This is a genomic window from Verrucomicrobiia bacterium (assembly GCA_035765895.1).
GTDB lineage: Bacteria > Verrucomicrobiota > Verrucomicrobiia > Limisphaerales > DSYF01 > DSYF01.
In genome coordinates this window covers 1-25581 of record DASTWL010000055.1, presented here as the reverse complement: position 1 = coordinate 25581, position 25581 = coordinate 1, and the positions used below count along the sequence as shown (strand labels likewise).

The 25581-nt window shown below is 61.9% G+C and carries 17 protein-coding genes; 11 read left to right on the top strand and 6 right to left on the bottom strand.

Annotated elements, in window-relative coordinates; genetic code table 11:
* Window positions 1-58: 58 nt before the first annotated feature.
* The 3 genes from VFV96_11435 to VFV96_11425 all read right to left on the bottom strand — a co-directional run bounded on the left by VFV96_11435 (window position 59) and on the right by VFV96_11425 (window position 5342).
* Window positions 59-2533 (bottom strand): TIM-barrel domain-containing protein, encoded by a 2475-nt coding sequence (locus tag VFV96_11435; GenBank protein HEU5071008.1) that lies wholly within the window; start codon window positions 2531-2533, stop codon window positions 59-61.
* A gap of 23 nt (window positions 2534-2556) precedes the next feature.
* A complete protein-coding gene (locus VFV96_11430) occupies window positions 2557-3513 on the bottom strand; it encodes a YncE family protein (protein ID HEU5071007.1) in 957 nt (318 codons plus the stop codon).
* Between the two features lie 440 nt (window positions 3514-3953).
* Window positions 3954-5342 (bottom strand): DEAD/DEAH box helicase, encoded by a 1389-nt coding sequence (locus VFV96_11425; protein ID HEU5071006.1) that lies wholly within the window; start codon window positions 5340-5342, stop codon window positions 3954-3956.
* An 87-nt stretch (window positions 5343-5429) separates the two neighbouring features.
* Between VFV96_11425 and VFV96_11420 the strand changes: the two genes are divergently transcribed.
* Together VFV96_11420 and VFV96_11415 are read left to right on the top strand one after the other, a co-directional pair.
* The gene (locus VFV96_11420; GenBank protein HEU5071005.1) at window positions 5430-6149 is read left to right on the top strand and encodes a DnaJ domain-containing protein; all 720 of its coding nucleotides are present in this window, start codon (window positions 5430-5432) and stop codon (window positions 6147-6149) included.
* A 383-nt stretch (window positions 6150-6532) separates the two neighbouring features.
* Window positions 6533-8203: a hypothetical protein gene (locus VFV96_11415; protein HEU5071004.1), complete on the top strand. Its 1671-nt coding sequence runs from the start codon at window positions 6533-6535 to the stop codon at window positions 8201-8203.
* A 128-nt stretch (window positions 8204-8331) separates the two neighbouring features.
* Here VFV96_11415 and purD read toward each other — a convergent pair whose 3' ends face one another.
* The gene (gene purD / locus VFV96_11410) at window positions 8332-9621 is read right to left on the bottom strand and encodes a phosphoribosylamine--glycine ligase (GenBank protein ID HEU5071003.1); all 1290 of its coding nucleotides are present in this window, start codon (window positions 9619-9621) and stop codon (window positions 8332-8334) included.
* Window positions 9622-9772: 151 nt separating this feature from the next.
* On the opposite strand from purD, the gene VFV96_11405 reads away from it, so the two are divergent.
* The gene (locus VFV96_11405) at window positions 9773-10621 is read left to right on the top strand and encodes an FKBP-type peptidyl-prolyl cis-trans isomerase (protein HEU5071002.1); all 849 of its coding nucleotides are present in this window, start codon (window positions 9773-9775) and stop codon (window positions 10619-10621) included.
* 76 nt (window positions 10622-10697) lie between these two features.
* On the opposite strand, the gene VFV96_11400 is transcribed toward VFV96_11405, so the two are convergent.
* Both VFV96_11400 and VFV96_11395 read right to left on the bottom strand, forming a co-directional pair.
* Window positions 10698-11762, bottom strand: coding sequence for a methyltransferase (locus tag VFV96_11400; protein ID HEU5071001.1), 1065 nt, complete (start codon window positions 11760-11762; stop codon window positions 10698-10700).
* Window positions 11763-11800: 38 nt separating this feature from the next.
* The gene (locus tag VFV96_11395; GenBank protein ID HEU5071000.1) at window positions 11801-14575 is read right to left on the bottom strand and encodes a hypothetical protein; all 2775 of its coding nucleotides are present in this window, start codon (window positions 14573-14575) and stop codon (window positions 11801-11803) included.
* A gap of 30 nt (window positions 14576-14605) precedes the next feature.
* Here VFV96_11395 and VFV96_11390 point away from each other — a divergent pair, with 30 nt between their 5' ends.
* The 8 genes from VFV96_11390 to VFV96_11355 form a co-directional block, all read left to right on the top strand.
* Complete coding sequence (locus VFV96_11390; protein HEU5070999.1) at window positions 14606-17908, top strand: PAS domain S-box protein; 3303 nt, start codon at window positions 14606-14608, stop codon at window positions 17906-17908.
* The gene (locus VFV96_11385; GenBank protein ID HEU5070998.1) at window positions 17905-18549 is read left to right on the top strand and encodes a response regulator transcription factor; all 645 of its coding nucleotides are present in this window, start codon (window positions 17905-17907) and stop codon (window positions 18547-18549) included. Before VFV96_11390 ends, VFV96_11385 begins: the two co-directional genes overlap by 4 nt.
* 76 nt (window positions 18550-18625) lie before the next feature.
* A complete protein-coding gene (hemL, locus tag VFV96_11380) occupies window positions 18626-19912 on the top strand; it encodes a glutamate-1-semialdehyde 2,1-aminomutase (GenBank protein HEU5070997.1) in 1287 nt (428 codons plus the stop codon).
* A gap of 4 nt (window positions 19913-19916) precedes the next feature.
* Entirely contained in the window at window positions 19917-20330 is a 414-nt protein-coding gene (ruvX, locus tag VFV96_11375) for a Holliday junction resolvase RuvX (protein ID HEU5070996.1), read from the top strand.
* Window positions 20331-20371: 41 nt separating this feature from the next.
* Window positions 20372-21151 carry a tRNA pseudouridine(38-40) synthase TruA gene (truA, locus tag VFV96_11370; GenBank protein ID HEU5070995.1) on the top strand — a complete coding sequence of 260 codons (780 nt, stop codon included), beginning with the start codon at window positions 20372-20374 and terminating at the stop codon, window positions 21149-21151.
* A 55-nt stretch (window positions 21152-21206) separates the two neighbouring features.
* A complete protein-coding gene (locus VFV96_11365) occupies window positions 21207-21671 on the top strand; it encodes a tRNA (cytidine(34)-2'-O)-methyltransferase (GenBank protein HEU5070994.1) in 465 nt (154 codons plus the stop codon).
* A gap of 110 nt (window positions 21672-21781) precedes the next feature.
* The gene (locus VFV96_11360) at window positions 21782-24775 is read left to right on the top strand and encodes an AsmA family protein (protein ID HEU5070993.1); all 2994 of its coding nucleotides are present in this window, start codon (window positions 21782-21784) and stop codon (window positions 24773-24775) included.
* Window positions 24776-24848: 73 nt separating this feature from the next.
* Window positions 24849-25581, top strand: a 733-nt coding sequence (locus VFV96_11355) for a M20/M25/M40 family metallo-hydrolase (protein HEU5070992.1), incomplete at its 3' end; no start/stop codon positions are given.

Here is a 25581-nt window from a genome sequence, read left to right as displayed (position 1 = left end):
GGATCGTGATTATTGAGATTTGGGGTGCGCCCTCAAATCTTCGCCACGAAATGCTGCTCTAAGGGACTGCAACTTGCAGTCGTTCTCCTGACCAAACAATCTCACGGGACGTTCCGTCGGGATGCAAGCAGACTCGGAATCTTCGATTGGCCGTTTGCTTGACGATGTCCGATGAATGGCCCTGCTCGAGCGTGAGGGTCGACGTTGAATCGTTCCAAGTGAATCTCGTCTGCTGCCCGCCATCACGCAGATACTTCTGGCTGATTCCGTCGTCTTCGTAGAGGGTGAAAGAACCGTTTGCGCCCCGGTAGATGTTGATGGTGGTCCGCTCGCTGACGGGCTGGGTGGTGTATTGACGGACCGGATCCGTTGGCACAATGGCTCCTGCGCGGACATAAATGGGCATCGTTGCTAGATCCACGGCGCGTGAGACAGTTCGCCCGCCCTTGATTTCTTGATTGGTCCACCAGTCATACCAGTCGCCGGCTGGTAAATATACATCGCGATTCGTTGCGCCTTTGGTGAACACCGGCGCAATCAGCAGGTCTCGCCCCCACAGGAATTCGGTTCCCATTCCTTGGGCGACTTTGTCCTTGGGGTAATAGACCCAGAGCGCACGCATCAGCGGCAGTCCACGTTCGCGCGCCTCCCACGCGAGGGTGTAGGTATAGGGCATCAGTTGATAACGAAGCTCGTCATACTTTTTCACCACGGGTTCAATCGTTGGATTGTTCAACTCGGAAATCAGGATGTTACGAGGGTCGTCTGGTGGAAGGGGCGCATTATTGTTTCCGTATTCCTGCGGCCCACGATCCTTGCCACCCCACGCCCAAGGCAGCCGCATCCACCACACCCGTCCGTGGGCACGAAACGAGGCGCAGAATGCCCCAAACTGAAACCAACGTGCATAAAGTTCACCCGTCAACTCCCGATTGGGATTGAATCCGCCTATGTCTGATCCCCAATACGGACCTATGCTAAGCGAGTAATTGAGGCCGACGGCGATCTGCGCTTCGAGCGTCTTCCAGGACGATTCTGTGTCGCCCGACCACACCCATCCGCCCCATTGAGCGATGCCCGGATAGCCATTTCGCTGCAGGCTCCAGGGCCGTTCATCCGGCTTCGCTTGTAGTCCACCCTGAAAATACATCTGAAACCGCTTGATCCGTTCGAACAGGTCGAACCAGTCCCCTTCATCCGGCCAGAAGGCATCCACCCCGGCGTTCACGAGCGACATATGCTCATTCCAGTAACTCTGAATATGCGAGGAATCCACGGTTTCCCCGGGCTTCGGCGGAATGGAACCGTGCAGCGTCGGCAGCCTGTCGCGATCCCAGGGCACCATGTGGAGAACGACCTTTACATGATTCGTGTGCATTTCAGCCAGCACTGCCTTTGGGGCGTGTTTGAACACTTCCGGATTGAAAGTGAATGACGGCTGCATGGTGTTCCAACCACGCGGACAAAAACCGGTGCCCAAGTAAATCACCGCATCAATCGGAATTTCCTTCTTCCGAAACGTGTCGATCACGTCGAGCATCTGGGTATCATTCTTCAACGTGCGGTGCGACTGCATGTAGCCCAGCGCCCACTTCGGAGGCATGGCAGACGGACCGGTGATCAATGAAAAGTCTCTCAACGCCGCAGTCGGATCTTTTGCATCGAACAGAAACAGGTCCACCAACCCGGGCACGACGCCATCCACCGGCGGTCGCCCCTTGGCCGCGGCCAAGCCTTGATTGCGCTCTGTTTGTGGCACTGAGTCCGCCGCGGTGGGTTGCCAGGGTATGAACATCCCCTGCTTCGGCTGCCGCAAGTCCACCTGCGCCCACGGTGTCGGCAGGAATAATCCCCAGCCGCCTGTGCCCCAGAGCATCGCCACCGGATTGCGGGAGCCATACATATCCCCCTGCCAGCGCGGTTCCATTTTGAAATACGCCCCGTTGCGGTTGAACTGCACGGGTTGCGAACGCCAATCCTGACCTCGCACCGGCTTTGGCCCGCCTTCACCCAAACCTAGTATGGGCTGGCCATCCAGCTTGAACGTCACTGTGCCATTTGGGTTGAACTGAAGAGATTGGACCAGCGAGCCATCCGCCCGCATCACGCTCACCCTGAGCGGGGCAGGCTTCACACTGACGTGCAACCCGGCGACAGTTGCAGCGACCGAATTTGAAGAAGGGTGCCATATCAACCCCGGCAACGGATAATCTCGCTCCGCAACGGCTGGATGAAATGGAAACTCGTTGGTGTATCCGGACGGTTTCACTGTGATACGGATTGAATGTTCACCCGCTTGTCTGATCGCAAGTGACGTCGGTGCTTGCCAGGCCGCATTCGATTCAGCTGCACTCCGTCCGGCCACCACGACGGCCGAGATGACCAATACGAAGTAAAATGGTGCGGCGGTCCGAAAATTTCGGAACGGGGATTGGCGCATTGCCCTTAGTGTTACCAATACATCTGCAGCCGGAAAGCTTTGAGATGGCGCCAAACCAGGCTGCGCGGCTTCAATCCAAACCTGGGGCACCATACTTTCCGATGTTGGCTGGGGAGTCATTGGGGTTGGTAAATGCGAATTCCCGCGCCGCCGGACAAAGTGCCAGCGCGCACGGCCAGGAACAACCGATCCAGCTCCGCTGCAAAGAAGCTCGTTCGTGCTCCGCCTGATGTCGGAATATGCTCGCGTAGCTGGTAAGTGTTCGCGTCGCGTTGCCCAATCACGTCAATGAAACCAGCCCCGCAGGAAACGTAAATCAGTTTGCGGTTTGCGTCATAAAACACATCGTCGGTGTCACCGGCAATTTCCACGTCGGCCACCCTGCTCCCGCTGGTCGTATCCAGAACCGCCAGCCTCGCGGGACGGCGGCAGCCGACAAACAAGCGGTGACTTGCCTCATCCAATGCCATGGGGAAATTGGAATGGAATTTCCCCATCGGCCAGGTGGCGATGACCGAACGCTTTTTCCGGTCAACCACCGCAATCTGGTTTGCATCCGGCACGTTGACGAAAATCCGGTTGCCATTCTTCTCCAGTTGAAATGATTCAGGATGACCGGCCAGATTGATGCGGGCGATAAGTTCGCCATTCGTGGCGCCAATAACAGCGAGCGCACCATCCCCATAGCCGACATAGATCAAACCCGCCTTTGCATCATAACGCACATTATCTGCATCGGGCAGATCGCCAACGTGTGCGAGGGGTTTGAAGTTCGCGCCCTCCAGCACGGTTACATTGCCATTACCGCCGTTGGCGATAAACAACCGGTTGGCGCGGGGCACGAACGCGACACCCTGCGGCGTAGAACAATCACCAATGCTGCGAAGCCTTTTGCCCCCGGCCAGATCGATCACTTCCACCGTGTCATTGCCGAGTGCAGCCATGAAGAGCCGCCGGCCTTGCGCATCCAAAGCAAAATGGTCAATGCGTCCGCGCACACCCGGCAGGGGGATGTTTTTGAGGAACGCAAGCGCGTTCGTATTTGCCGCTTGCAGATTCAGGGCCAGCAACATGAGGCAAAGTAGGAATGCTTTCATAACTTAAAACAATAGAAACGAACTTCCACGAGCTGAATTCGTTTCAAGCAGCGCAATTTATGTCTATTTCTTCAAGCCCTCAAGACGCGCGAAAGCCGCAGCCGACGTGATAGGAATCCACATCGTTGCAACCAATGAAGACGCGGCCGAAACTGCGACCATCCCAGAGCGCGCCGCCCTGTTTGCGAAAGTCCGCCGGGGCCGCGAGCCAGCTCGAGCGCTTGCATCGAAATCGCCCGGCTTCTGCACGCGAAGTATTTCTCCTCGAGCAGCAGTTCGATGCCCATCGCCGCAGCCTGGCGTCCAACCACGCCTGCACCTTGGTCCACGCCAATCCTTGGTGGCACGTCATGTTCTTTTCAAACTGCACCGCCAACGCCGCCCGCAACTTGCCGTTTGTTTGAGGGTCAGTTGGTTTAGGGGAATAGGCCCCCGCGATTGCCGCTCGCAGGACGCGATTGCGATTGGGCGTTCCCCGAGCGCGGCGGACGGTTGCCCGAAGCTGGCCGGCCGCTCTGCGTTCCACGATGCTGACCGCCGAAACTTTGAGGTCGCTGACCTTGACCCGGGCGCTGAGAGGGCCGGCGATCATCGCCTTGCGACCGTTGCGGATGTGAGCCGCGTTGGAATGGACGTCGCGGTTCCTCCGCTGAGTTAAATTGCGGCGCTGGTTGCGAGTAATTGAATCCTTCCGCCTTCTTGCGCACGATGCCGCGGCCGATGAAGCGCTCCAGTGCCCGCAGTTCCTGATGGTCTTCGCCGGTCACAAAGCTGATGGCATCGCCAATAGCGTTCGCGCGACCCGTGCGGCCGATGCGATGAATGTAATCCTCGACGTGCATCGGGAAATCGTAGTTCACCACGTGCGAAATGCCGTCCACATCAATGCCGCGTGCCGCGATGTCCGTCGCCACCAGCACGCGCACCGCGCCGTCCTTGAAATCTTTCAACGCCCGCAGCCGCTGGTTTTGCGAGCGGTTCGAATGCAGCGTTGCACAGCGAACCCCCTTTTGTTCCAGCTGCCGGGCAATGCGATCCGCGCCGTGTTTCATGCGCGAAAATACCAGCACCATGTTCATCTGCGGGTCCTGCAACAGGTGCAGCAGCAGCGCGGTTTTCAGGTGCTTCGGCACTTCATAGACAAATTGCGTGACGGTCTCCGCGGGATTGGATCGGCGACCGACCTGAATCGTCTTGGGCTGATGCTGAAACTGATGCGTGAGCGCTTCGATCTCCTTCGAGAGCGTCGCGGAAAACAGCAGCGTCTGCCGCTGCTTCGGCAATTGCTGGACGATCCGACGGATGGACGGCAGGAAACCCATGTCCAGCATCCGGTCGGCCTCGTCCAACACGAGAAATTGCAACGACGAGAAATCCGCCGCGCGTTGATTCATCAAATCCAGCAACCGCCCCGGACACGCGATGATGATGTCCGTGCCCGCGCGCAGCGCCCGGATCTGCGGCTGTTCGCCCACGCCGCCAAACACCGTTGCCACCGTGAGCGAAAGATGTTTCGCGTAGATGCGGACGTTTTCCTCGATCTGCACCGCCAGTTCGCGCGTCGGCGCAAGCACCAGCAATTTGGTGCCACGCCGTGCGTTGGCCGGCAGCGCCGCCAGCTTGGTGAGGATGGGCAGCGTGAACGCCGCCGTCTTGCCCGTGCCCGTCTGCGCGATGCCGATGAGATCGTGCCCCGCCAGAATCGGCGGGATGGCGGCGGACTGAATCGGCGTCGGCTCGGTGTAACCGGCTTCCTTGACCGCCCGCAAGATTTTGGGATCAAGCCCAAGAATGCTAAATGACATGAATCGTCATGATATCAGTTCTGAACCCAATAGCAGCAATTTACTTAACCGTGACAAAACAGCTCCAAACTCCTTAGCTTCGTCGCGTTGAAATCCGCCGTCCCAGATCATTACGCCACGCTCGGCCTGCATCGGAATTGCACCGACGCGCAGATTCGCGCCGCCTACCGGCTGCTGGCCAAACAACTGCATCCGGACTTGAACGGCGGTTCTCAAGCGGCCGTTGCGCAGACTCAGGCCCTCAATGCCGCGTATGAAATCTTAAGTGATCCAGTCCGCCGGCGCGAATATGACCACGAACTGGCCGCAACGCCGAAAACGGCCGCGCGCAATGGGAAATTTACGGCCAATATCACCAAAGAAGTGCATCTACGCCTCGACGAGTTTCTGCGCGGCTGCAAACTGGAAGTGCGCGTGGACGATCCCGGTCATTCCTCAGGCTTGGAAACTTACGAGCTCGTTGTGCCGCCGGAAACCGCCCCCGGCACGCGCTTCAAGCTCGCCCGGGACAGCGGCGGCTTTGTCACCGTGCGCGTCAAGGCGCGCCCGGATTTCCGTTTCAAAGTGCGCGGCTCGGATTTGCGCTGCGACCTGAAGATCCGTTCCCACCTTGTCCAGCAAGGCGGCACCGAAGCAGTGCGCGGTTTGACGGGAAATTTTCTGCGCGTCCAAATCCCTGCGAAAGTGCCTCGCGGCGAAATCATCCGCCTGCCCGGCGAAGGCCTGCCCAAACCACGCGGCGGCCGCGGCGATTTGTTGGTGCGCATCACCTACTCGCCAATGGTGCAAATCCGTCACAAAAAATGACCGGGAATTCAAATGCAAATGGAGCAAAGCAGCAGCTTTGCCCTGCCAAACAATTTGAGACAGCGCGGCCTGTTGCTCCGCCTCGTTGAATTTTGATGCTTGTCACCGCATGTCAGGATGATTCCAACAGCTGTGCCCAGTCGGCCTAGCGGATTCATTATCCTTTCGGTCGGCATTAAGACCGAACCAGCCTGCCGTCAAGCACCGCTTCGCCGCTGGATGAAATTCTCAATCGCCTGTTTGGGTGCTTTGTGGTCGAATCAGGGTGCCATGCAGACAAGAATCAGCCGTCGTCGGTGCAGGATTGATTTTGTCCCCAACAATAACTCCATCAAACGACGAACCGCCCAGAGTTCTTCGACCATGGAATGAAGGATCATTTTTTGAGGACTGTCTTGCTCATGATCTGGGGCGGCCTGGCAGTGGCCTTTGCCAGCAGCCTCGCCGCCGCGGAATCCCCGAGTGACAGGCCACCAAAGCCAATTCTGCCGGCCGAGAATTTTGGGCTGGCGGCCGATGGCGTGACCGATGACGGTCCCGCGATCGGACGATTGCTGCTCTGCGCCGCCACGAACCGCGGTCCCGTGACGATTCAGTTCCCCCACAATCAGACCATTTCCGTTCGCTCATCGGCATCGCGTTACGTGTTTTGGCTCGCCGGCCGGACCAACCTGACGATTGACGGCGGCGGCTGCACCTTCCGGCTCGGACCGGACGTGCGCTTTCTGCATCTCACGCAGAGCCGCAATGTCATTGTGCGCAACGCGAATATTGACTTCTCTCCCCTGCCCTATGTGGATGGCGAAGTCATCGCCCTGCATCCGCAAACCCGCTCCGTAGATGTGCGGTTGTTTGCACCCGAACGCGCCACCGAACTGGGCGGCCCCACGCACGCCGACGGTGAGCAGGACTTCTTTGGCATGCTCTGGAAGCCTGGCCCCTACGATCTCATCAGCCAGCATCTTTACGTGGCCTCGGTCGCGCCTCTGACCGAAACCAATCCGCCAGGCACCGTTCGCGTGGTTGTGCCGCCAGGACATCCGTTTCCCAACGCGAGTGAATTTCAGGCGCAGCCACACTGGAAAGTCAGCCTGCCGGTGCCGGGGATCGCCCATCGACGCGGCCCGGGCGCCAATGTGGTGATTGATCGCAATGACACCGTGACCTTGGAGAACCTCGAAACCTGGAGCGCGCCGTGGTTCGCTTTTTGGATTGGGCGCAACACCGGGGAATTGCAATTTCGTCACGTCAATATCCGCCCACAACCCGGCACCGGCCAATTGACTTCCTCGTGGCGCGACGGCTTCCATGTGAAAGGCAATCGGGCCTCGCTCCTGTTTGATCATTGCACGCTGATCGGCATGAACGACGACGCCTTCAATGTGTCCACGCATTGCTCCCGCGTGATCGCGACCAGTTCGCCGACCCGGCTGATCGTGCGGCAATTTTATCCGCTGAATTACATTCCATTTCAGGTCGGCGGCGTGCTCCGCGTGATGAATCCCAGCGGCAGTGAAGTGCTGGGCGAAGCACCCATCGTAGCCGTATCCGGCGGCGTGGAACCGGGCAAACACGAGCACGCCCGTCCGGTGGAACTCACCCTTGGCCGGCCGATTGCGGGGCTGGTGCCGCAGGCCATCGCGTGGGAAGTCACCAGCGCCAATCCGCACACCGTGTTGCGCGACTGCGTCATCCGCAACAGTTGCCGCTTTCAAACCCCGGTGACCATCGAGCATTGTGATTTTGCGGCGCTGGCGTGGTTCTATGGCGCGACCATCGAAGGCCCCGGGCCGGACACCGTGATCCTTCGCGATTCCATCCTGCGCCGCGGCCGGGGCGGTTCAAAAACCGCCGCGAGTTTTACCGGTTGGGCCGGGCCGCATTCGTCGCCTGCCGCCAGGGCCCGGCTGCCGTTGCAAAGCGTCCGACTGGAGCACAATCAATTCTACGGCCCAGCCATCATTCGCGACGCGCAGAAAGTCGTTTTGGAAAACAACACCTTTCACGAGGGCGCTCCCGAATTGACCGGCTGCCGCGAAGTGATACAGAAGTAACACACTGGCACCCGTTGCGGCACACCCTCCGGGAGCCCCTCGTGTGCCTGCCTTTCCTCTGATCCACTTTGTCTGTGATGACTGACTTGGGAGGATGGCGCAGCCCTGCCACCTGCAAGCGCCTGGGTTCAAAACGCCTTCGCCGCAATGTCCCGGCGGAAATGCGCACCTTCAAACTGGATGCATTCCACGGCGGCATAGGCGGCGGCTTGGGCGGCGCGCAAATCCTTGCCGAGCGCGGTCACGCCGAGGACGCGGCCGCCGTTGGTGACAATTTGACCATTCTTCAGCGCGGTGCCGGCGTGGAAGACCTTGGTGTTCGGCAATGCGTTCGCGGTGTCCAGGCCGGCGATGACTTTGCCCTTCGGGTAACTGCCGGGATAACCGCCGCTGGCCATGACCACGCAGACGCTCGCCATCGGATTCCACTTGAGCTCCAGCTTGTCCAGCGTTCCGCTGACGCTGGCGTCGAGGAGTTCGACCAGGTCGTTTTCCAGGCGCATCAAATAAACCTGTGTTTCCGGGTCACCAAAGCGGGCGTTGAATTCAAGCACCTTGGGACCGGTCCGGGTCAGCATGATGCCGGGATACAAAATACCGCGGTAATCGATGCCCTCCGCGGCGCAGCCGCGCATGAACGGATCAAGAATCGTTTTGGCCGCCTCAGCCAGTTGCGCGTCTGTCAAAAATGGTGTGGGCGAATAGGTGCCCATGCCGCCGGTGTTCAGCCCCTGGTCGCCATCGAGCGCACGCTTGTGATCCTGCGAAGTGGGAAACACTTTGGCCACCTTGCCGTCACACAAGGCGTGCAGGGATACCTCCACCCCTTCCAAAAATTCCTGGATGACCACCTGCGATCCGGCGGCACCGAAGGCTTTGCTGACCATGATTTCGTCCACGGCGCGTTCAGCCTCGGCAAGGTTCGCGCAGATCAAGACCCCTTTGCCCAGCGCCAGACCGTCGGCCTTGACCACGCACCGTCCGTCCAGCGAGGCCGCGAATTTTTTGGCGCCAAACGGATTGTCGAACGTGCCGGACCGGGCGGTCGGGATGCCGTGCTTTTCCATGAACGCCTGAGAAAACGCCTTGGAAGATTCGAAGCGCGCGGCGCGCTGGTTCGGCCCCCAAATGCGCAGCCCATTGTGTTGAAACAAATCCACAACGCCGAGGGCAAGCGGGTTGTCGGGGCCGACGACGGTGAGGTCCACCCGCATCTCCTGGGCAAACGTGAGCAGCTTGGGCAAGTCCTCCGCCCCAAGGCTGACGCATTCGACGGCGGCGCCGTTTTTGAGGAGGCGTTCCTGCGCGATGCCGGCGTTGCCCGGCGCGCACCACATCTGCGTGATGTGCGACGACCGGACGAGTTTCCAAACGAGGGCGTGTTCGCGGCCGCCGGAACCGATGACGAGCAGTTTCATGGGACGCGGATTGAAGGCCAAATCGCCGGGCGGGAAAAGGATTTTCACCGGCGCCCCGCCCCTTCACGCTGGACATTCAGCGGCGCTCCGGTAAAAAGGCGCATCCTGACTCGAGATTGAACGAAAACGACGGTTCACTGTTATTTCAACGATGAATACAAACAGACTCACCCAAACCACCCTCTTCGTCGGCACCGCGCTGTGCGCGGCCAGCTTGTGGGCTGCGGATGCGCCCAAGCTGGAAACCCCCAAGGACAAGCTGAGCTACGCCATCGGCATGAACATCGGGCATAATCTCAAGGCGCAGAATTTCGAGATCGATCCGGCCCTGATCGAAGCGGGGTTGCGGGACGCCTACACCGGCTCGAACACCGTCATCAGCGAGGAGGAAGCCCGCAGCGCCATCATGGCCTACCAGCAGGAAATGCGCACCAAGGCCGAGGAACAGCGCAAGGAACTGGCCGCGAAGAACCGCGCCGCCGGCGAGGCGTTCCTCGCCGAAAACGCCAAAAAGGACGGCGTGAAGATCAAGGAAATCACCCTGCCGGACGGCAAAAAGGCCGGGCTGCAATACAAGATTTTGACCGAAGGCCACGGCGAGATTCCCAAGGAGAACCACACGGTGACCGTCAAATACCGCGGCACGTTGGTTGACGGCACGGAATTCGACTCCTCGGAGAAGCACGGCGGCACCAGCCAGTTCCCGGTGACCGGCGTGATCAAAGGCTGGACGGAAGCCCTGCTCATGATGCCGGTAGGCTCCAAGTGGCAGTTGTTCATCCCGGCTGATCTGGCGTATGGCGACATGCAGCGTGGACCGCAAATCGCCCCCGGCTCGACGCTGGTCTTTGAAATGGAACTGCTCGCCACAAAGGGGCCGGAGCCCATCGTGAGTGACATCATCAAGGTGCCTTCCGCCGAGGAGATGAAGAAGGGCGCCAAGATTGAGACGATCAAGGCGGAAGACGTCGAGAAGCTGAAGGCCGAGCAAAAGAAGTAATTTCGTCCCCCGACACAACGAACCCGCAAATCGCGCGATTTGCGGGTTCGTTCGTTTTCAGCCGGGGACTTTCAGCTCACTTGAAGCCGATGACCATCGCATCCGGCCCGGCCAGCGGTTCGACGCAGGTTTCGCGGAAGCCGGCTTCGTGGAGCCAGCGCCGGCAGTCGGCCCCGGAAAAATCGAAGCCGCCGGCAGTTTCAATCAGCATGTTCAGACTCATCAACAAGCCGGTGGCATTTTCCCGGCGGTCGTCGTCAATCAATGTTTCATACACAATCAACGCCCCGCCCTCGGGCAGTGCGCGATAGGCCTTGTCAATCAACTGTCGTTTCTGCTCCAGGTTCCAGTCGTGGAGAATGTGGCCCATGACGAGCACTTCCGCCCGGGGCAGCTCGTCAGCAAAGAAATCGCCGGCCTGGAATTGAACGCGGTCCGCCGCCCCATGCGCCGTGGCATATTTTTCAAACACCGGGCGCACCACCGGCAGATCGTAACCGATGCCCTTGAGGTGCGGATGCGCCTTCGCCACGTGCACTGCCAGCGCGCCCTGCGCCGTGCCAATGTCAGCAAAGGTGCCGTAATCGCCCCACGGAAATTTCTGCGCGATGGCGCCGGCGGCCGGCAGGCTGATGCCGGTCATGCCCTTCAGGAACGTCTCCAGGCGCTCGGGCGTGCCGTAGATTTTGGCGAATGCGTCCCCACCGTCCTTCGCCTCATTCTGCGGCTTCCCGGTGCGCAACGCTTCCGTCAGATGATTCCAATGCGCGAACAGCCGCGCGTTGCACATTTCCAGAATCCCGCCCGCATAGGTTGGCTGGTTGCGATCCAGGAAGCGCGCCGTCTCAGCCGTGTTGGCGTAACGCCCGTCCGCGCGTTCCAACAGGCGCAGCGCCACCAGCGCGTCAAAAAAGTCCTGCGCCCCGCGCGGGTGAAGGCCCAGGCGGCGGCGCAGCGTTTCCGTGTCCAGCGAACCGGCGGCGAGTTCGGTAAACAGCCCGAGTTCAACGGCGCTCAGCAGCGTTTTGGACGCCCAGAAGCCGAGGCCGGTTTGCAGGATGTGATCGAGCGTCGGAGCCGGGGCCGCCGCGTTTGATGGTGGCGTTGCGTTGGTTTGGGAATGAGCAATGGTTGTGTTCATGGTTTTGTTTTGTTGGCTGTGATGGGAAAATTCGGACCTCAAAGTGGTTGATCGGCCGGGCGCGACAGGCGGAAGAACTGGACCGGCTGGTCGGCTGGCAAAACAACGAAGTTCGTGCTCGTTTGCAACAGCGACGTCCAGTTCGTCGGAGCGAGCTGGGACGCGCCCTGCAGCGTCCATTGCAAGCCATTGTCCGGCCAGCTCACCTTGACCGCATTGGTGCCGGCGAGCCGCTCGATGCTGAGTGGCGGCGTGAGCGCGTTGACGACCGTGAGGCTCATTCCCGTGGCGTCATACGTTGGAACGAGCCGCAAATGGCCCGGCAGGCTGGCACCCGTCACCTGCGCGAACGTCCCGCTGCGCGCGCCGCATTGCACGATGCGGAAGGAGTCGCCTTCGCGCGGCGCAAAGTCGGGGGCCGCATTGATGGCCAGCGTGCCAGCCAGGCTCGCCACGTTGGTCACCACGAGCGTGTCAAAATCGTTCGTGCCGCCCAATTCAATCAGCAGGGTTGCCGTGACGGCCTGCGTGCAATTGCCGGAGACCCGGATTTGTCCGAATCCGTTGGCCCAGCCCGGCGCCATCGTGCCGTCGTTGTAAAGTGAGCCGAGGACGTCGCCGCTCCCCGCGATCCAACCGGCGTTGATTGTGATGAGCTTGCTGGAAGCGACCGCTCCCCCGTTCAACGCCAGCAGGCCGTTGGTTTGCGCGTAACCGCCGTTGAACTGGAACACGCCGGCGTTGCAATAGACGTATCCGTTCTGGCTGACAAACGGCGGCTGCACCGAAGTGATGCCGTTCGAACTCTTGCTGATGGAGCCCTGATTCACCCACATCGTCGCCGTGCCGTAACTGCCGTTCAGCGTGGCGCTGCAATCCACGTAAATGTGGCCGCCCGGCGCGTTGCGCAGCATCAGCCCCACTCCGGCGGAAATGTTCCCGCCGGCCCAATCGAAGTCGCCGTAGTTCACCACTTCGCGTCCGCTCCAACTGGGTCCGCCCGTGATGATGGAAGAGCCGCGCAACTCCAGGCGGCCCGACCCGGCCAGATCGCCGCCGGCACAGATCCACGCGTTGGAAACCACCAGCGAATCACTGCCAGTCAGGGTGCCGTTGGTATGAATCAGCACGGGCACGCTCAACGCGTGGCCGCTGCTCAAATCGAGCGTGGCGGTGCCGTCGAACTCAATCTTCGCACCAAAATCGGGCCGGCTGGTTGTGTTGGTGAAACGGAGCAAGCCGCTCTTCAGCGTCAGGCCGCCAACCCGGAAGCTGCCGAAGTCGGTCAGCGCCCCGGAATTCAAGATCACCTCGCCGTCGCCATCCACCGAGCCGAGCGCGGAAAGTTGGGCGCTGGCCGTGGCAAACACCAGCGACGCGCCCGCGGCCATCGCAAGCCCGCCGGCGTTGGTCAGCGCCGCATTGAAGCGGAATGCGCCGCTGCTCGCGAACACCAGGCCTTCGTTGTAGAACGGAATCGTGAAACTGGTGGCGTTCGTGCCGCCCGTTTTTTCGATGGCACCGAAATTGTCGAAACGGGACGCGCCGCTGGTGTTGGCCCAGTTGCCATCAAAATCCGTTGTCACCGTCGCTCCGAACAGGTTCACGAACTGCGCGCCGTCGCCGGTGTAAACATCGCCGCTGAGCCACTGCACGCTGCCGTGGTTGTTCATGCGCCGCCCGCGCAACGTCTTGGCGCCGCCCGCAAATCCGCTGTTGTCGTTCAGGTCCAGCCGGCCGGACCCCTTGAGCAGGCCGCCGGCCCAATAGAAGCCGCCCACGCCAATCGCGCAGTCATCACTGCCGTCGAGCGTGCCGTTGGACATGGTCAGGGAATGCCACGACGCCGTTTCGCCGCTGTTCAAGTTCAGCGCGCCCGACTGGCCGAACGTCAGGTCTTCGCCGCACTGCTTGACCGTGGCGGAGGGCAGCACATTGACCGTGCCCAGGCCGACGACCACCGGCCCGGAGAGGTTGACTTCGCCGGCCAAATCCACCGTGCCATTGTCGAATTTCACCGTCCCCGCGCCACCCAGCATTGAATTGGCGTCGAACACCTGGTGCGGTCCGGTCAACTGAAGCGTTGCGCCGTTGGACACAACGACCTGACCGCCCGTGTTTGTGCAGTTGCCGTAAAACGCCAGTTCGCCTACGTCCACCTGCACGGTTCCGGAATTTTGGAATGGCACGTAAATTTTCGTTTGTGCGGGCGGAAGCCCGGCGGTCTTGCGAAACGTCCCGGCGTTCTCGAATTGCGCGGTGCCGCCCAGATCGTTGACAAGCTGGCTGTCGCAGCCGACCTGGAACACCGCGCCGGTGGCGTTGCGCAGGATGCCGCCGTTGCCGAGGTGGATGTCACCACCCAGCCACTCGCCGGCTCCGTGGTTTTCCAGCAGCCAACCTGAAAGGGTCTTGGTTGCACCAGTGATGCTCAGGCTGTTGGCCGGCAGTGTGCCGGCGCCGTCGAGTTTGTTGCCGCCCCACTGAAACTGCTGGTTCACGGTCAGCACCGGCGCATTCGAGGCCGTGAGTGTGCCGTGCGCGAGGGAAAAAACCTCGATGGTGACCGGGCAATCCAGCGTCACCACGTGCGTCACGGCATCCACCGTGGCGGAGAAGAGATTCGTGCCGTCATTGTTCGGGTAAGTTGGCGTGCTCCAGTTGGCGCTTTGCGCCCAGCGGCCGGTCTGGTTGGGGTTCCAGTAGGCGTTGGTTGCGGCGGCGCGGCGCAGCGGGATGACGGTGCAAGACAGCAGCAGCGCGGCGAGGTGAATCTTTGTCTGGGCGCGTGATTGCGTCCGCTTCAGGCTCAATGGTAAGTTTCGGGTCACGTTCACATCCGCATGATGAATCCGTCATCCGCCGAGGGTAAATGGACCGAAAGGTCCACCGCCAATGCTGCCGCGCTGGACGAGTCGGTGGCCATGTTCCGCCTGCTGTTCGAGCGCAGCGCGGACGCCATGACGTTGCAGGATCCGCTAACCGGCAGTTTTGTGGACGCAAACGCCGCGTCGGTGCGCATGACGGGCGCGCCCAACCGGGCCGCGCTCCTGGACAGCAATCCGGTGCTCATTTCGCCGGAGCGGCAGCCTGACGGCGCACTGTCCGCCGAGAAGGTCAAGGAAGTGCTGCGCGTCGCGGTGGAACGCGGCAGCCACCGCTTTGAATGGGTCATCAACCGCTTCGACGGCACGCAACTGCCCGTGGAGATCGTGCTCACGTTGATTCGCAGCGGCGAACGGCCCCTGCTCCTGTCGGTCTCGCGCGACATCACCGAGCGGCTGCGCACGGAAGCCGAACTGCGCGCGCACCAGCAGCTCCTCGTGTCGGTGACGGACAATCTCTCCGAAGCGATTTACCGGACCGGTCCGAATCACGAGTTGATTTTTACCAACAACGCCTATTTGCGTCTGGCTGGTTACGCCTCGTTCGAGGAACTGCGGGACTGCCCGCGGGAGCAGCTTTACGCGCATCCGGCGGACCGGCAGCGGCTGCTGGACCTGCTGACGCGTCACGGCGCCTTTCACAACGAGGAAATCCAGTATCGCCGCCGTGACGGCGCGCCCTGGTGGGGCCTGACGAACAGTGTCGCGATTCACGACGAGGCCACGGGCCGCGTGCTGTATCATGTCGGTTCGGTCGCCGACATCACGGAGCGCAAGCGGGCCGCAGATGAAGTCCGCGAACTCAACGCCACGCTGGAACGACGCATTGCCGAACGCACCGCGGCGCTCACGGCCAGTGAAGCGCGGCTGCGAACCATCCTGGAGCATGCCCCGGAGGCCATCGTGGTGTTCGATGGCGACACGGGAAAATTTCTCAACGCGAATCGTCATGCGCTGGAGCTTTACGGCTGCACGCCGGAGGAATTGCAGACCCTTACGCCGGCGGAGGTCAGCCCGGAGTTCCAGCCGGACGGCCGCCGGTCCGCGGAGGCGGCGCGGGACTGGATGAGCCAGGCCATCACCGGCAAGGTCCCGAGCTTCGAATGGGTGCATCAACATCGTTCCGGGCGCCTGGTTCCCACCGAGGTGCGACTCGTCCGGCTGCCGCACGAAGGCCGGACGCTGCTGCGCGCCAGCATCACCGACAACACGGAGCACAAACGCACCGAGGAAAAGCTGCGCCGGCGCGGCGAGCAGATTCAAAAGCACCGCGATGTGCTGCTGAAGCTCGCCCGGCTCGACAAATCCGACTTCGACCGCGCTCTGGCTGCCATCACGTCCTGCGCAGCGAGCACGCTCGAAGTGGCGCGCGTGAGCTACTGGTCGCTGGCGGCCCAGGACGCTGCACTGGTGTGCGAATTGTTGCACCTCGGTCCCGAAGACAGGGCGGTGCCGGAGTTCAAGGGCACGCGGCTCGGCGCCCAGGATGCGCCCGCCTACTTTTCCGCCCTCGCGCTCAAGCGTCCCATCGCGGCCAACGACGTCAGCGTTCATCCCGCCACCGAGGGGTTGCTGGCCAGCTATCTGCGGCCGCTGAACATCACTTCGATGCTCGATGTTCCCGTCTGGGTCCGCGGCGAAGTCATCGGGGTAATTTGTCACGAGCACACCGGACCTCAGCGCGAGTGGTCGCCCGAGGAGGTTGACTTTGCCTCGTCGCTCGCCGCCATGGTTTCGCTGGCGGTTGAGGAATCGCAGCGCGCCCGTTCCGAACGGCTGTTGCGCGAGTCGGAGGAAAAATTCAAGGCGCTCTTCGCCCTGTCGCCGCTCGGCATGGCGCGGGTGAGCTGGGATGGCCGTTTCCTGCAGGTGAACGATTCCTTTGCGCGCATTATCGGCCGCCTGCCCGCGGAGGTGCTGCAACTGAGTTACTGGGATGTCACCCCCCGCGAATACGAGGCGCAGGAGCTCATGGTGCTCGACACGATCCGCCGGACGGGCCGCTTCGGCCCGTTTGAAAAGGAGTATCTGCACCGCGACGGCCACCGCGTGCCGATTGTCATCTCGGGCATGCTGGTCAAAAACGCCGCGGGCGACAATGAAATCTGGGGCATCGTCCAGGACATCACCCAGCGCCGTCAGTCCGAACGGGCCCTGCGCGAATCGGAGGAGAAATTCCGCGCCCTGTTCATGGCCTCCAGCCAGGGCGTCATGCTGCATGACGAACGGCAATACCTTGAGGTGAATCCCGCCATCGTGCGCATGCTGGGATATGATTCCGCCGAGGAGCTGATCGGCCTGCATCCCGGCGTCACCTCGCCGCCGGTGCAGCCCAACGGCGGGGACAGCATGACCGAGGCGCAAAAGCACATCGACGCGTGCCTGACGCACGGCCACGTGCGTTTCGACTGGGTGGCACGGCGCAAGACCGGCGAGAACATTCCCGTGGAAGTTTTTCTCACGCGCATCCAGTGGGGCGGCAAACAAATCATCCAGGCGGCGGTCAACGACATCTCGCAACGCAAACAGGCGGAGGCGGAATTGCGCAAGGCGCTGGCGCACGAAAAGGAACTGGGCGAACTCAAGAGCAGTTTCGTCTCGATGGTTTCACACGAATTCCGCACGCCGCTGGGCATCATCCAGTCTTCGGCGGAAATCCTGGATGACTACCTCGACCGGCTGGAGCCCGCCGAACGGCGTGAGCAGTTGCAGTCCATCATCAAGAACACCCGTCGCATGGCGGGCCTGATGGAGGACGTGCTGCTCGTCGGGCGGCTGGATGCCGGCCGGATGCATTTCCATCCCGCCCCCCTGGACCTCGCGGCGCTCTGCCGACAGCTTGTGGACGAGGCGCGCGCCACGACGGACGCGCCCTGCCCAATCGAGTTTTTCACCTCCAGCCTGCCCGCCGAGGCCCGGGTTGACGAACGGTTGCTGCGGCACATCCTGCTGAACCTGCTGACCAACGCCTTGAAATACTCCGAGCCGGGCCAGCGCGTTTCGTTCCACGCGCAAGGGCACGGCGGCAACCTGGAATTCATCGTCGCAGACCGCGGCATCGGCATTCCCGAGGCGCAGCAGGAACGCCTGTTCGAGGCATTTCAGCGCGGCTCAAACGTGGGCAACCGTCACGGCAGCGGCCTCGGTCTGCTCATTGTGAAGCGCTGCGTGGATTTGCACGGCGGCGAAATTCACGTGAGCAGCAAGCCCGGCGAAGGCACCACGGTGCGGGTCATCATTCCTTCCAGTCCAGCAGCATGAAGCGCATCCTCATCATCGAAGACGAACCCGAAATGCGGCGCAACCTCGCCACGATTCTGCGCCTCGAACGCTTTCAACCGCTCACGGCCGAGCATGGCCGCGCCGGACTGGAACTCGCCTTGCGGGAAAAGCCCGACCTCATCCTGTGCGACGTGATGATGCCCGAGCTCGATGGTTACGGCGTGTTGAAGGCCCTGCGCGAAAACGCGGCGACCCGCGCAACGCCGTTCATTTTTCTGACCGCCCGAGGCGAAAAGCCCGACGTGCGCGCCGGCATGAATCTCGGAGCCGATGATTACCTCACCAAGCCCGTGGCGAAAGGTGACCTGCTGAACGCCATTTCGTCCCGCCTGAAACGCGCCGATGAAACGGCCGTGCCGGAATTCAAACCCAACTTTGCCTCGGCCCGGCCATTGGAGCAGGCGCTGGGGTTGACGCCGCGCGTCGCCGAAACGTTGCTCTGGATTGCGCAGGGCAAAACGAACGGAGACATCGCCACCATCCTGGGCATCAGCGAGAGCACGGTGAAAAAGCACGTGCTGGAAATCTTCGCCCGGCTGGGCGTCGAAACCCGCAGTGCTGCCAGCTTGCGCGCCCTCGAAGTGCTCAGTTCCCCGGACCACCGGCCGTTGGAGCATTGATGCGCCCCCTCATCACGCTCGTTGCCGAGCGCCCGAATGCGCGTGATTTCCTCGTCGCCTCCGCTATGCTTCGGGCATGATTTCGTGGTCCAAATCCGAAACGCTTTTCGCCGAGGCCCTGAATTACATCCCCGGCGGCGTCAATTCGCCGGTGCGCGCCTTTCGGGCGGTTGGCGGGCAGCCATTTTTCGTCAACCACGCCCAGGGCTGCCGCGTGACGACCGTGGACGGCGACGAGCTGATTGATTACGTCGGCACATGGGGGCCGGCGATTCTCGGGCACGCGCATCCCCGCATCATCCAGGCGGTGCAGGACGCCGCGGCGCACGGCACCAGCTTCGGCATTCCCAACCCGCTGGAGGTCACCATGGCGAAGCTCATTTGCGCCGCCGTGCCCAGCGTGGAGAAAGTCCGCATGACCAACTCGGGCACCGAAGCCTGCATGAGTGCAATCCGCCTGGCACGCGGCTTCACGAAACGCGACAAGATCATCAAGTTCGACGGTTGTTATCACGGCCACGTCGATTCGTTGCTGGTGAAGGCCGGCTCTGGCGCGTTGACCTTTGGCCATCCGGACAGCGCCGGCGTTCCCGCCGCGTTCACGCAACACACCATCGTGGTGCCTTACAACGACGCCGATGCCGTGCGCGCCGTGTTTGCGGCCAATCCGGGTCAGATTGCCGGCGTCATTGTGGAACCCGTGCCCGGCAACGCCGGCTTGTATCTGCCCCGGCCGGGTTACCTGGAATTCCTTCGCCAAATCACGCAGGAACACGGCGCGTTGCTCATCTTCGACGAAGTGATGACCGGTTTCCGCCTGGCGCTCGGCGGCGCGCAACAGCGTTTCGGCATCACGCCCGACCTGAGCTGCTTTGGCAAAATCATCGGCGGCGGCCTGCCGGTGGGCGCATTTGGCGGGCGCACGGACATCATGGACTGCCTGGCGCCGCTCGGCCCCGTCTATCAGGCCGGCACGCTCAGCGGCAATCCGCTCGCGATGGCGGCGGGGATTGCGAATTTGGAGGAACTGCAAATGGGCGGCGCGTATTGCCAGTTGGAGGAACTCGGACAGCAGCTTGAAGAAGGCATGAAGTCTGCCGCGAAGTCTGCCGGGCTTGATTTCACTGTGAACAACTGCGGCTCGATGTTCTGCGGTTACTTCACCCGCGGCCCCGTCTGGAATCTTGCCAACGCGATGAAGTCGGACCGCGAGCGTTTCAAGAAGTTTTTCCACGGCATGCTCAACGAACGCATTTACCTTGCGCCGTCGCAATTCGAGGCCGGCTTCATTTCCGTGGCCCACACGCCCGCGGACATCGATGCCACGGTCAAGGCGGCGGCGAAGGTGATGAAAGCACTTTAAGCCCATGCGCATCCTTGCCCTTGACCACGGAACGGTTCGCATCGGCGTCGCGCTGAGCGACGAATTGCAGATGATCGCCTCGCCGCAGGAGTTCATTCCCGCGGAGCCCTTCGCCAACGTGCTGGGCCGCATCCGCCAGCTCATTCGGGAACGCGAGGTGGAACTCATCCTGATCGGCATGCCGCGCAACATGGATGGCAGCTACGGTCCGGCGGCGGACAAGGTGCGGGAGTTCGCCACTGCGTTGAAGGATGCCATCGCCATTCCCATCAAGACCTGGGACGAGCGGCTGACCTCGGCGCAAGCAAATCGCGCGCTCGTCGCCGGCGGCGTGCGCCGCGAAAAGCGGAAGGAAAAGGTGGATGGCATGGCGGCGGCCATTCTGTTGCAAAGCTACCTCGATGCCATCAGCCGGTGATCGCCCGGCCGGCATCCGCGCGCAGCGCGGCGGATCCATTCATGAACCCGCTCAAATTCAAACTCACGATCGCCTACGACGGCGCCGCCTACGAAGGCTGGCAGGTGCAGAAGACCGGGACGGGCGTGCAGCAGAAGGTGGAGGAGGCGCTGGCCCGGCTGTTCCCGAGCGCGCCGCGCGTTCATGGTTCCAGCCGCACCGACACGGGTGTGCACGCCCTGGGACTGGTGGCGCATTTCGAAGTGCCCCGCGCGGAGTTCAAGATGCCGGTCGTCAAGCTGCTGCTGGCCATCAATGCGTGGCTGCCCGAGGACATTCGCGTGCTGGCAGCGAAGCGGTGTCCCGCGGATTTTCACGCGCGCTTCGACGCCCGGGGCAAGCAATACCGCTACTTCGTCTGGAATCATCCCGCGCACAATCCCCTGCTCCGCCGCAACGCGTGGCACGTGAAACCGAAGCTCAATGTTGCCGCGATGCGCGCCGCCGCCCGGCACTTTGTCGGCAAGCACGACTTCCGCTCGTTTCGCGCCAATCCTGATTACGACACCGAATCCACCGTGCGCACGCTCACCCGCTGCGACGTGCGGCGCAGCGGTGCGCTGCTGACCTTCACCATCGCCGGCGACGGCTTTCTCTACAAAATGTGCCGTGGCATCGTGGGCACGCTGGTTCAGGTGGGTTCGGGACGGATTGCGCCCGGCGACATGCCGCGCATCCTCGCGCATCGCGACCGCCGCGTGGCCGGGATGACGGCCCCGGCACATGGACTGGTCCTGTGGCAGGTGTTTTACGGGAGGAAAGTCAAATCCTCAAACAAGTGAACCGTTGCCCGGGAATCCATTCACGCGTTTAACCTCTCACTCATTCACCGGCCCCATGCACGTCGTCCTGCTCGAACCCGAAATCCCGCCCAACACCGGCAACGTCGCCCGGCTTTGCGCGGCGACACGGACCACGCTCCATTTGATCGAGCCATTCGGGTTCAAACTCGATGACGCGGCGTTGAAGCGGGCGGGCATGGATTACTGGCAGCACGTGACGTGGCGCCGCTGGCCCGATTGGAACGCGTTCGCGGCGAGCGTCGCGCCGGACGCCCCTCTGTGGTTCATCGAACAGGGCGGCGCACAGCTTTATTCTGAAGCCCGCTTTGGTCCGGAGGATTACCTTGTGTTCGGCCGTGAAACCGCCGGGGTGCCTGCCGCCCTGCTGGACGCCAATCCGGACACCTGGCTGCGAATTCCAATGTTCAATCCGGATGCGCGCTCCCTCAATCTTTCCAACTGCGTCGCCCTCGTGCTGTTCGAGGCGCTGCGGCAACAGGGCTTCGCGGGCGGAAGATAGTTTGAGCCGTTTTCCACCGGCACTGTCTGAATGTGCGGGCCGGACAATTCGTCCAGACGGGCGGACCGTTTTGGAGTAGATTGGCAGACAAGGGAGAATTTGCATTGACCATGAAAACTGAAACGACTGGAAATGCGCCGACAAAACGTCGCTGGCTGAAACGCCTGGCGTTCCTGGCGGTGGGGCTGGTGGTTTTGCTTGTCATCGGCTGGTTAGTTGTCACCAGCGAAGCCTTTTTCAAGGGCGTGGTGCTGCCGCGTGTTGGCAAGGCGATTAACGCGAGCATCACTGCGGAAGGCGCGAGTCTGAGCCCGTTTTCGCAGGTGGATTTGCGCGGACTGAAGGTAACCACCACGGGCAGCACGCCCTTGCTGGCCGTCAACGAGGTGCGGGCGCGTTACCATCTGACGGCCATGCTGGGCGGCACGATCAAGGTTGATGAAGTGCTGATTGATTCCCCGGTCGTCACCGTCGAGGTGGCGGCGGACGGAAAAAGCAATGTCGACCCGCTGATGCAAGGCTCGAAGGAAAAAACTCCGGCGCAAAGTGCGGGCAAGGCGCCTCAAATCGACCTGAAATCCTTTCAACTCAAAAACGCCATCGTGCACTTCATCCGCCACCACGCGGACGGCACACGGGACGAGGTAAACCTCACCGGCATAAACATCACATTGGACGATCTGAAGAACGGCGCCGCAGGCAGGCTGGGCTTTGCGCTGAACGCGGACGCGGCCTTGAACCCGCCCGTCGCCGCCCAACGCGGCACGATGCAGTTGAAGCATGCCGGCAATTACACCTTCACGCTCGGCGCCGACCTCGTGCCCACGCAAATCAGCGGCAGCGACCAGACAGATGTCACGGGCGCCACGGGCGCGTTTGAGGGCTTTGCTGGCGCGGGCATGGATTTGCAGGTGGAGACCACCGCCAGCGAAGTCAAATCGCTGGCCCTGAAGTTTCGCAAGGCGGGCGCGACGCTCGGTGCCCTCCAGGTCGCGGGCCCCTTTGATGCCGCGCGGCGGACGGGCAAACTCAACGTAGCGCTCACCGGCGTCGACCAGCAGCTCCTGAACCTCGCCGGCAGCCTGTTTGGCGTGGACTTCGGCACGACGCGCATCAGTTCCTCCAACGTCGTGGAAATCGCCAAAGGCGGCACGAGCATCACCGTGAATGGCCAGCTGCTGGTTGCCGATGCCCGCATTATGCGGCAGAGCCAGACCACGCCGACGCTTCAGGTGAACGCGAATTACGGACTCGCCGTGGACACGGACAAAAAATCCGCCGTGCTGCAGGCGCTGAACCTCGCCGGTTCGCAGGACGGCCGTCCGTTGGTGACATCCGAATTGTCCAAGCCGATGACCATTGCCTGGGGCCAGGCTGCGGCGGATGTTGGCGACGCCACGCTGGCCTTGCATTTGACGGGCTTGAATCTCGCGGACTGGCGTCCGTTCCTGGGCGGCAGTGTGTCCGGCGGCACCATTGATGCCACCGTCAAGGTGCTTTCCCAAGCGGCGGGCAAGCGGTTGAGCATCGAACTGGTGTCCGATGTTCAAAATGTGACTACTGTTTCCACCACGGGTGAGACCACGGCCATTTCTACGAAGCCAAGCCTGACGGCCAACATAGCGTTGAATAACGGCACCACGGCGGTGAATGGCCAGCTGACTGTGGCGGCGCTGCGCACGCGCTCAGGCGGCCACGAATTACGGCTTCCCGACACGAGCGCGACGTTTGACATGACGCTGACCAATCAGCTGCTTGAGTTGAAGCAACTGGTGGCCCGGCTGGCACCATCGTCCCGCGCAACCAACGAATTGAGCCTGACCGGGCGCGTGGACATGAGCGCGCCCGAGGCCATCACCGGCCAGTTGAAGCTGGCGGCGGATTCGCTCGATCTCACGCCCTACTACGATTTGTTTACCAACGCTCCGGCGGCGGCCCCGGCCCAGCCCAACGCGCCCGCCCCGGCGGAAACGGAGCCGGCGGCCATGACGCTGCCGTTCCGCGATTTCACGGTGGAGGCGAATATTGGCCGGCTGTATTTGCGCGAGGTTGAAATCACCAACTGCCAGGCAACGGTGCGTTTGAATGGCGGCCAAGTCACCATCAAGCCGGTGCAACTTGTCCTGAACGGCGCACCGGTGACGGCCTCCGCGGATCTGGATCTGGGCGTGGCCGGTTTCAAATACGCCGTGGACTTCAACGCGCCCGGCGTGCCGTTGGCCCCGTTGGTGAATTCGTTCCAGCCCGAGCGGAAGGGCCAGATCGGAGGCACCGTGACCGCCACCGGACAACTGCAAGGCGCAGGCGTGACCGGCGCCAACTTGAAAAAGAACCTGGCCGGTCAGTTCAGCATGCTCTCCACGAATCTGAATCTCTCGTTGAACAATGCCCGGATGCCGGTCATCAAGTCGCTCATCAACGTCATCGTGGCGATCCCGGACGCTATTCGTAATCCGACGGCGGCGGTGGGCAGTTTGCTGAGTGGGCTCGTGGGCGCGAAAAAAGGCACCGGCAGCGGCGTGGTGGACGAGTTTCTCCAGTCGCCCATCAACGCCATCGTGGCGCAGGGCAAGGCAGGTGGTGGCAAGATCGAGTTGCAGCAGGCGGTCATCGAAAGCGCGGCTTTTCGCGGCGGCGCGACGGGCACGATTGACATCGCGAATGTGCTGAGCAATTCCATCATGCAGTTCCCGGTGTCGGTCGAACTGGGCCGCAGCCTGTCCGACAAGCTTGGTTTGACACCGGCTGGCACCCCTACCAATGCCGCGTATGTCGCGCTGCCGGAATTTGTGAGGATGAAAGGGTCGCTGGGCGTGCCCAAGCCGGATGTAAACTATCTCGTGCTCGCGCAACTCGCCTTGAAAACGGGCGGCGGCATTTTGGGCAAGAGCGGCGGCGCCGCCACCAGCAAGGCGGAGGGTGCGCTGGGCGTGATTGGCGGTTTGTTGGGCGAGAAGACCACGGCTGGAACGAACACCACTACGACAGCGACCAACGCCCCAGCCGGCTCGCCGGCGGCCGAAATCATCCGGGGACTCGGCGATCTGCTCGGCGGAGGCAAGAAGTCGGACTCCAATCAGACGCCCGCCACGCCAAAGCAGTGAAGCCGGCCGCGGCCGCCGGGCGGCACATCCTTCGGCTTGAAATGCCGTCGGATTCCATCGACGATGCGTCTGCATGAAGGCCGTCCTTGAGCATCTCAAAACCAATCAACCCCGTCATCTCCAGGAGCTTTGCGACTACCTCCGCTTCCCCAGCGTTTCGGCGCAACCCCGACACGCCTCCGACATGCGCGCCTGCGCCGCGTGGCTCGTCGCGCATTGCAGCCAGATTGGACTTGAGGCGGAGGTGGTGCCGACCAAAGGCCATCCCATCGTCGTGGCGCGCACCCCGCGGCCGAAGGCCGCGCAACGCGGGCGCAAGCACTTCGTCGTTTACGGGCATTACGACGTGCAGCCACCGGAGCCGTTCGAATTGTGGAACTCGCCGCCGTTTGAGCCGCGCATCGCCAACGGAAAACTTTTCGCACGCGGCGCCTGCGACAACAAGGGCCAGAACTTCGCGCATCTGAAGGCGGTTGAGGCGTATCTGAAAACCAACACGCCCCTGCCCTGCGACCTCACATTTGTCATCGAGGGCGAAGAGGAAGTCGGCAGCAAGAGCCTGCCCGCGTTTCTCAAGGCGCACAAGCGGGAGCTGGCGTGCGACGCGGTCGTGGTTTCCGACACGGGCATGCCCGCCAGGGGATTGCCAGCCTTGACCTACGGGCTGCGCGGCATTTGTGCGATCGAGGTCACGCTGCACGGGCCGGCGCGTGATTTGCACTCCGGCATTTTTGGCGGCTCGGTGGAAAACCCGGCCATGGCGCTCTGTCAGCTGGTCGCCCAATTGCGCGACCAGCACGGCCGCA

What these genes read in the sequence shown, in the direction of transcription:
- VFV96_11435 (HEU5071008.1), bottom strand. Translation starts at nt 2,533, where the DNA reads ATGGTGCCCCAGGTTTGGATTGAAGCCGCGCAGCCTGGTTTGGCGCCA.
- VFV96_11430 (HEU5071007.1), bottom strand. Translation starts at nt 3,513, where the DNA reads ATGTTGCTGGCCCTGAATCTGCAAGCGGCAAATACGAACGCGCTTGCG.
- VFV96_11425 (HEU5071006.1), bottom strand. Translation starts at nt 5,342, where the DNA reads ATGTCATTTAGCATTCTTGGGCTTGATCCCAAAATCTTGCGGGCGGTC.
- purD (HEU5071003.1), bottom strand. Translation starts at nt 9,621, where the DNA reads ATGAAACTGCTCGTCATCGGTTCCGGCGGCCGCGAACACGCCCTCGTT.
- VFV96_11405 (HEU5071002.1), top strand. Translation starts at nt 9,773, where the DNA reads ATGAATACAAACAGACTCACCCAAACCACCCTCTTCGTCGGCACCGCG.
- VFV96_11400 (HEU5071001.1), bottom strand. Translation starts at nt 11,762, where the DNA reads ATGAACACAACCATTGCTCATTCCCAAACCAACGCAACGCCACCATCA.
- VFV96_11390 (HEU5070999.1), top strand. Translation starts at nt 14,606, where the DNA reads ATGATGAATCCGTCATCCGCCGAGGGTAAATGGACCGAAAGGTCCACC.
- VFV96_11385 (HEU5070998.1), top strand. Translation starts at nt 17,905, where the DNA reads ATGAAGCGCATCCTCATCATCGAAGACGAACCCGAAATGCGGCGCAAC.
- hemL (HEU5070997.1), top strand. Translation starts at nt 18,626, where the DNA reads ATGATTTCGTGGTCCAAATCCGAAACGCTTTTCGCCGAGGCCCTGAAT.
- ruvX (HEU5070996.1), top strand. Translation starts at nt 19,917, where the DNA reads ATGCGCATCCTTGCCCTTGACCACGGAACGGTTCGCATCGGCGTCGCG.
- truA (HEU5070995.1), top strand. Translation starts at nt 20,372, where the DNA reads ATGAACCCGCTCAAATTCAAACTCACGATCGCCTACGACGGCGCCGCC.
- VFV96_11365 (HEU5070994.1), top strand. Translation starts at nt 21,207, where the DNA reads ATGCACGTCGTCCTGCTCGAACCCGAAATCCCGCCCAACACCGGCAAC.
- VFV96_11360 (HEU5070993.1), top strand. Translation starts at nt 21,782, where the DNA reads ATGAAAACTGAAACGACTGGAAATGCGCCGACAAAACGTCGCTGGCTG.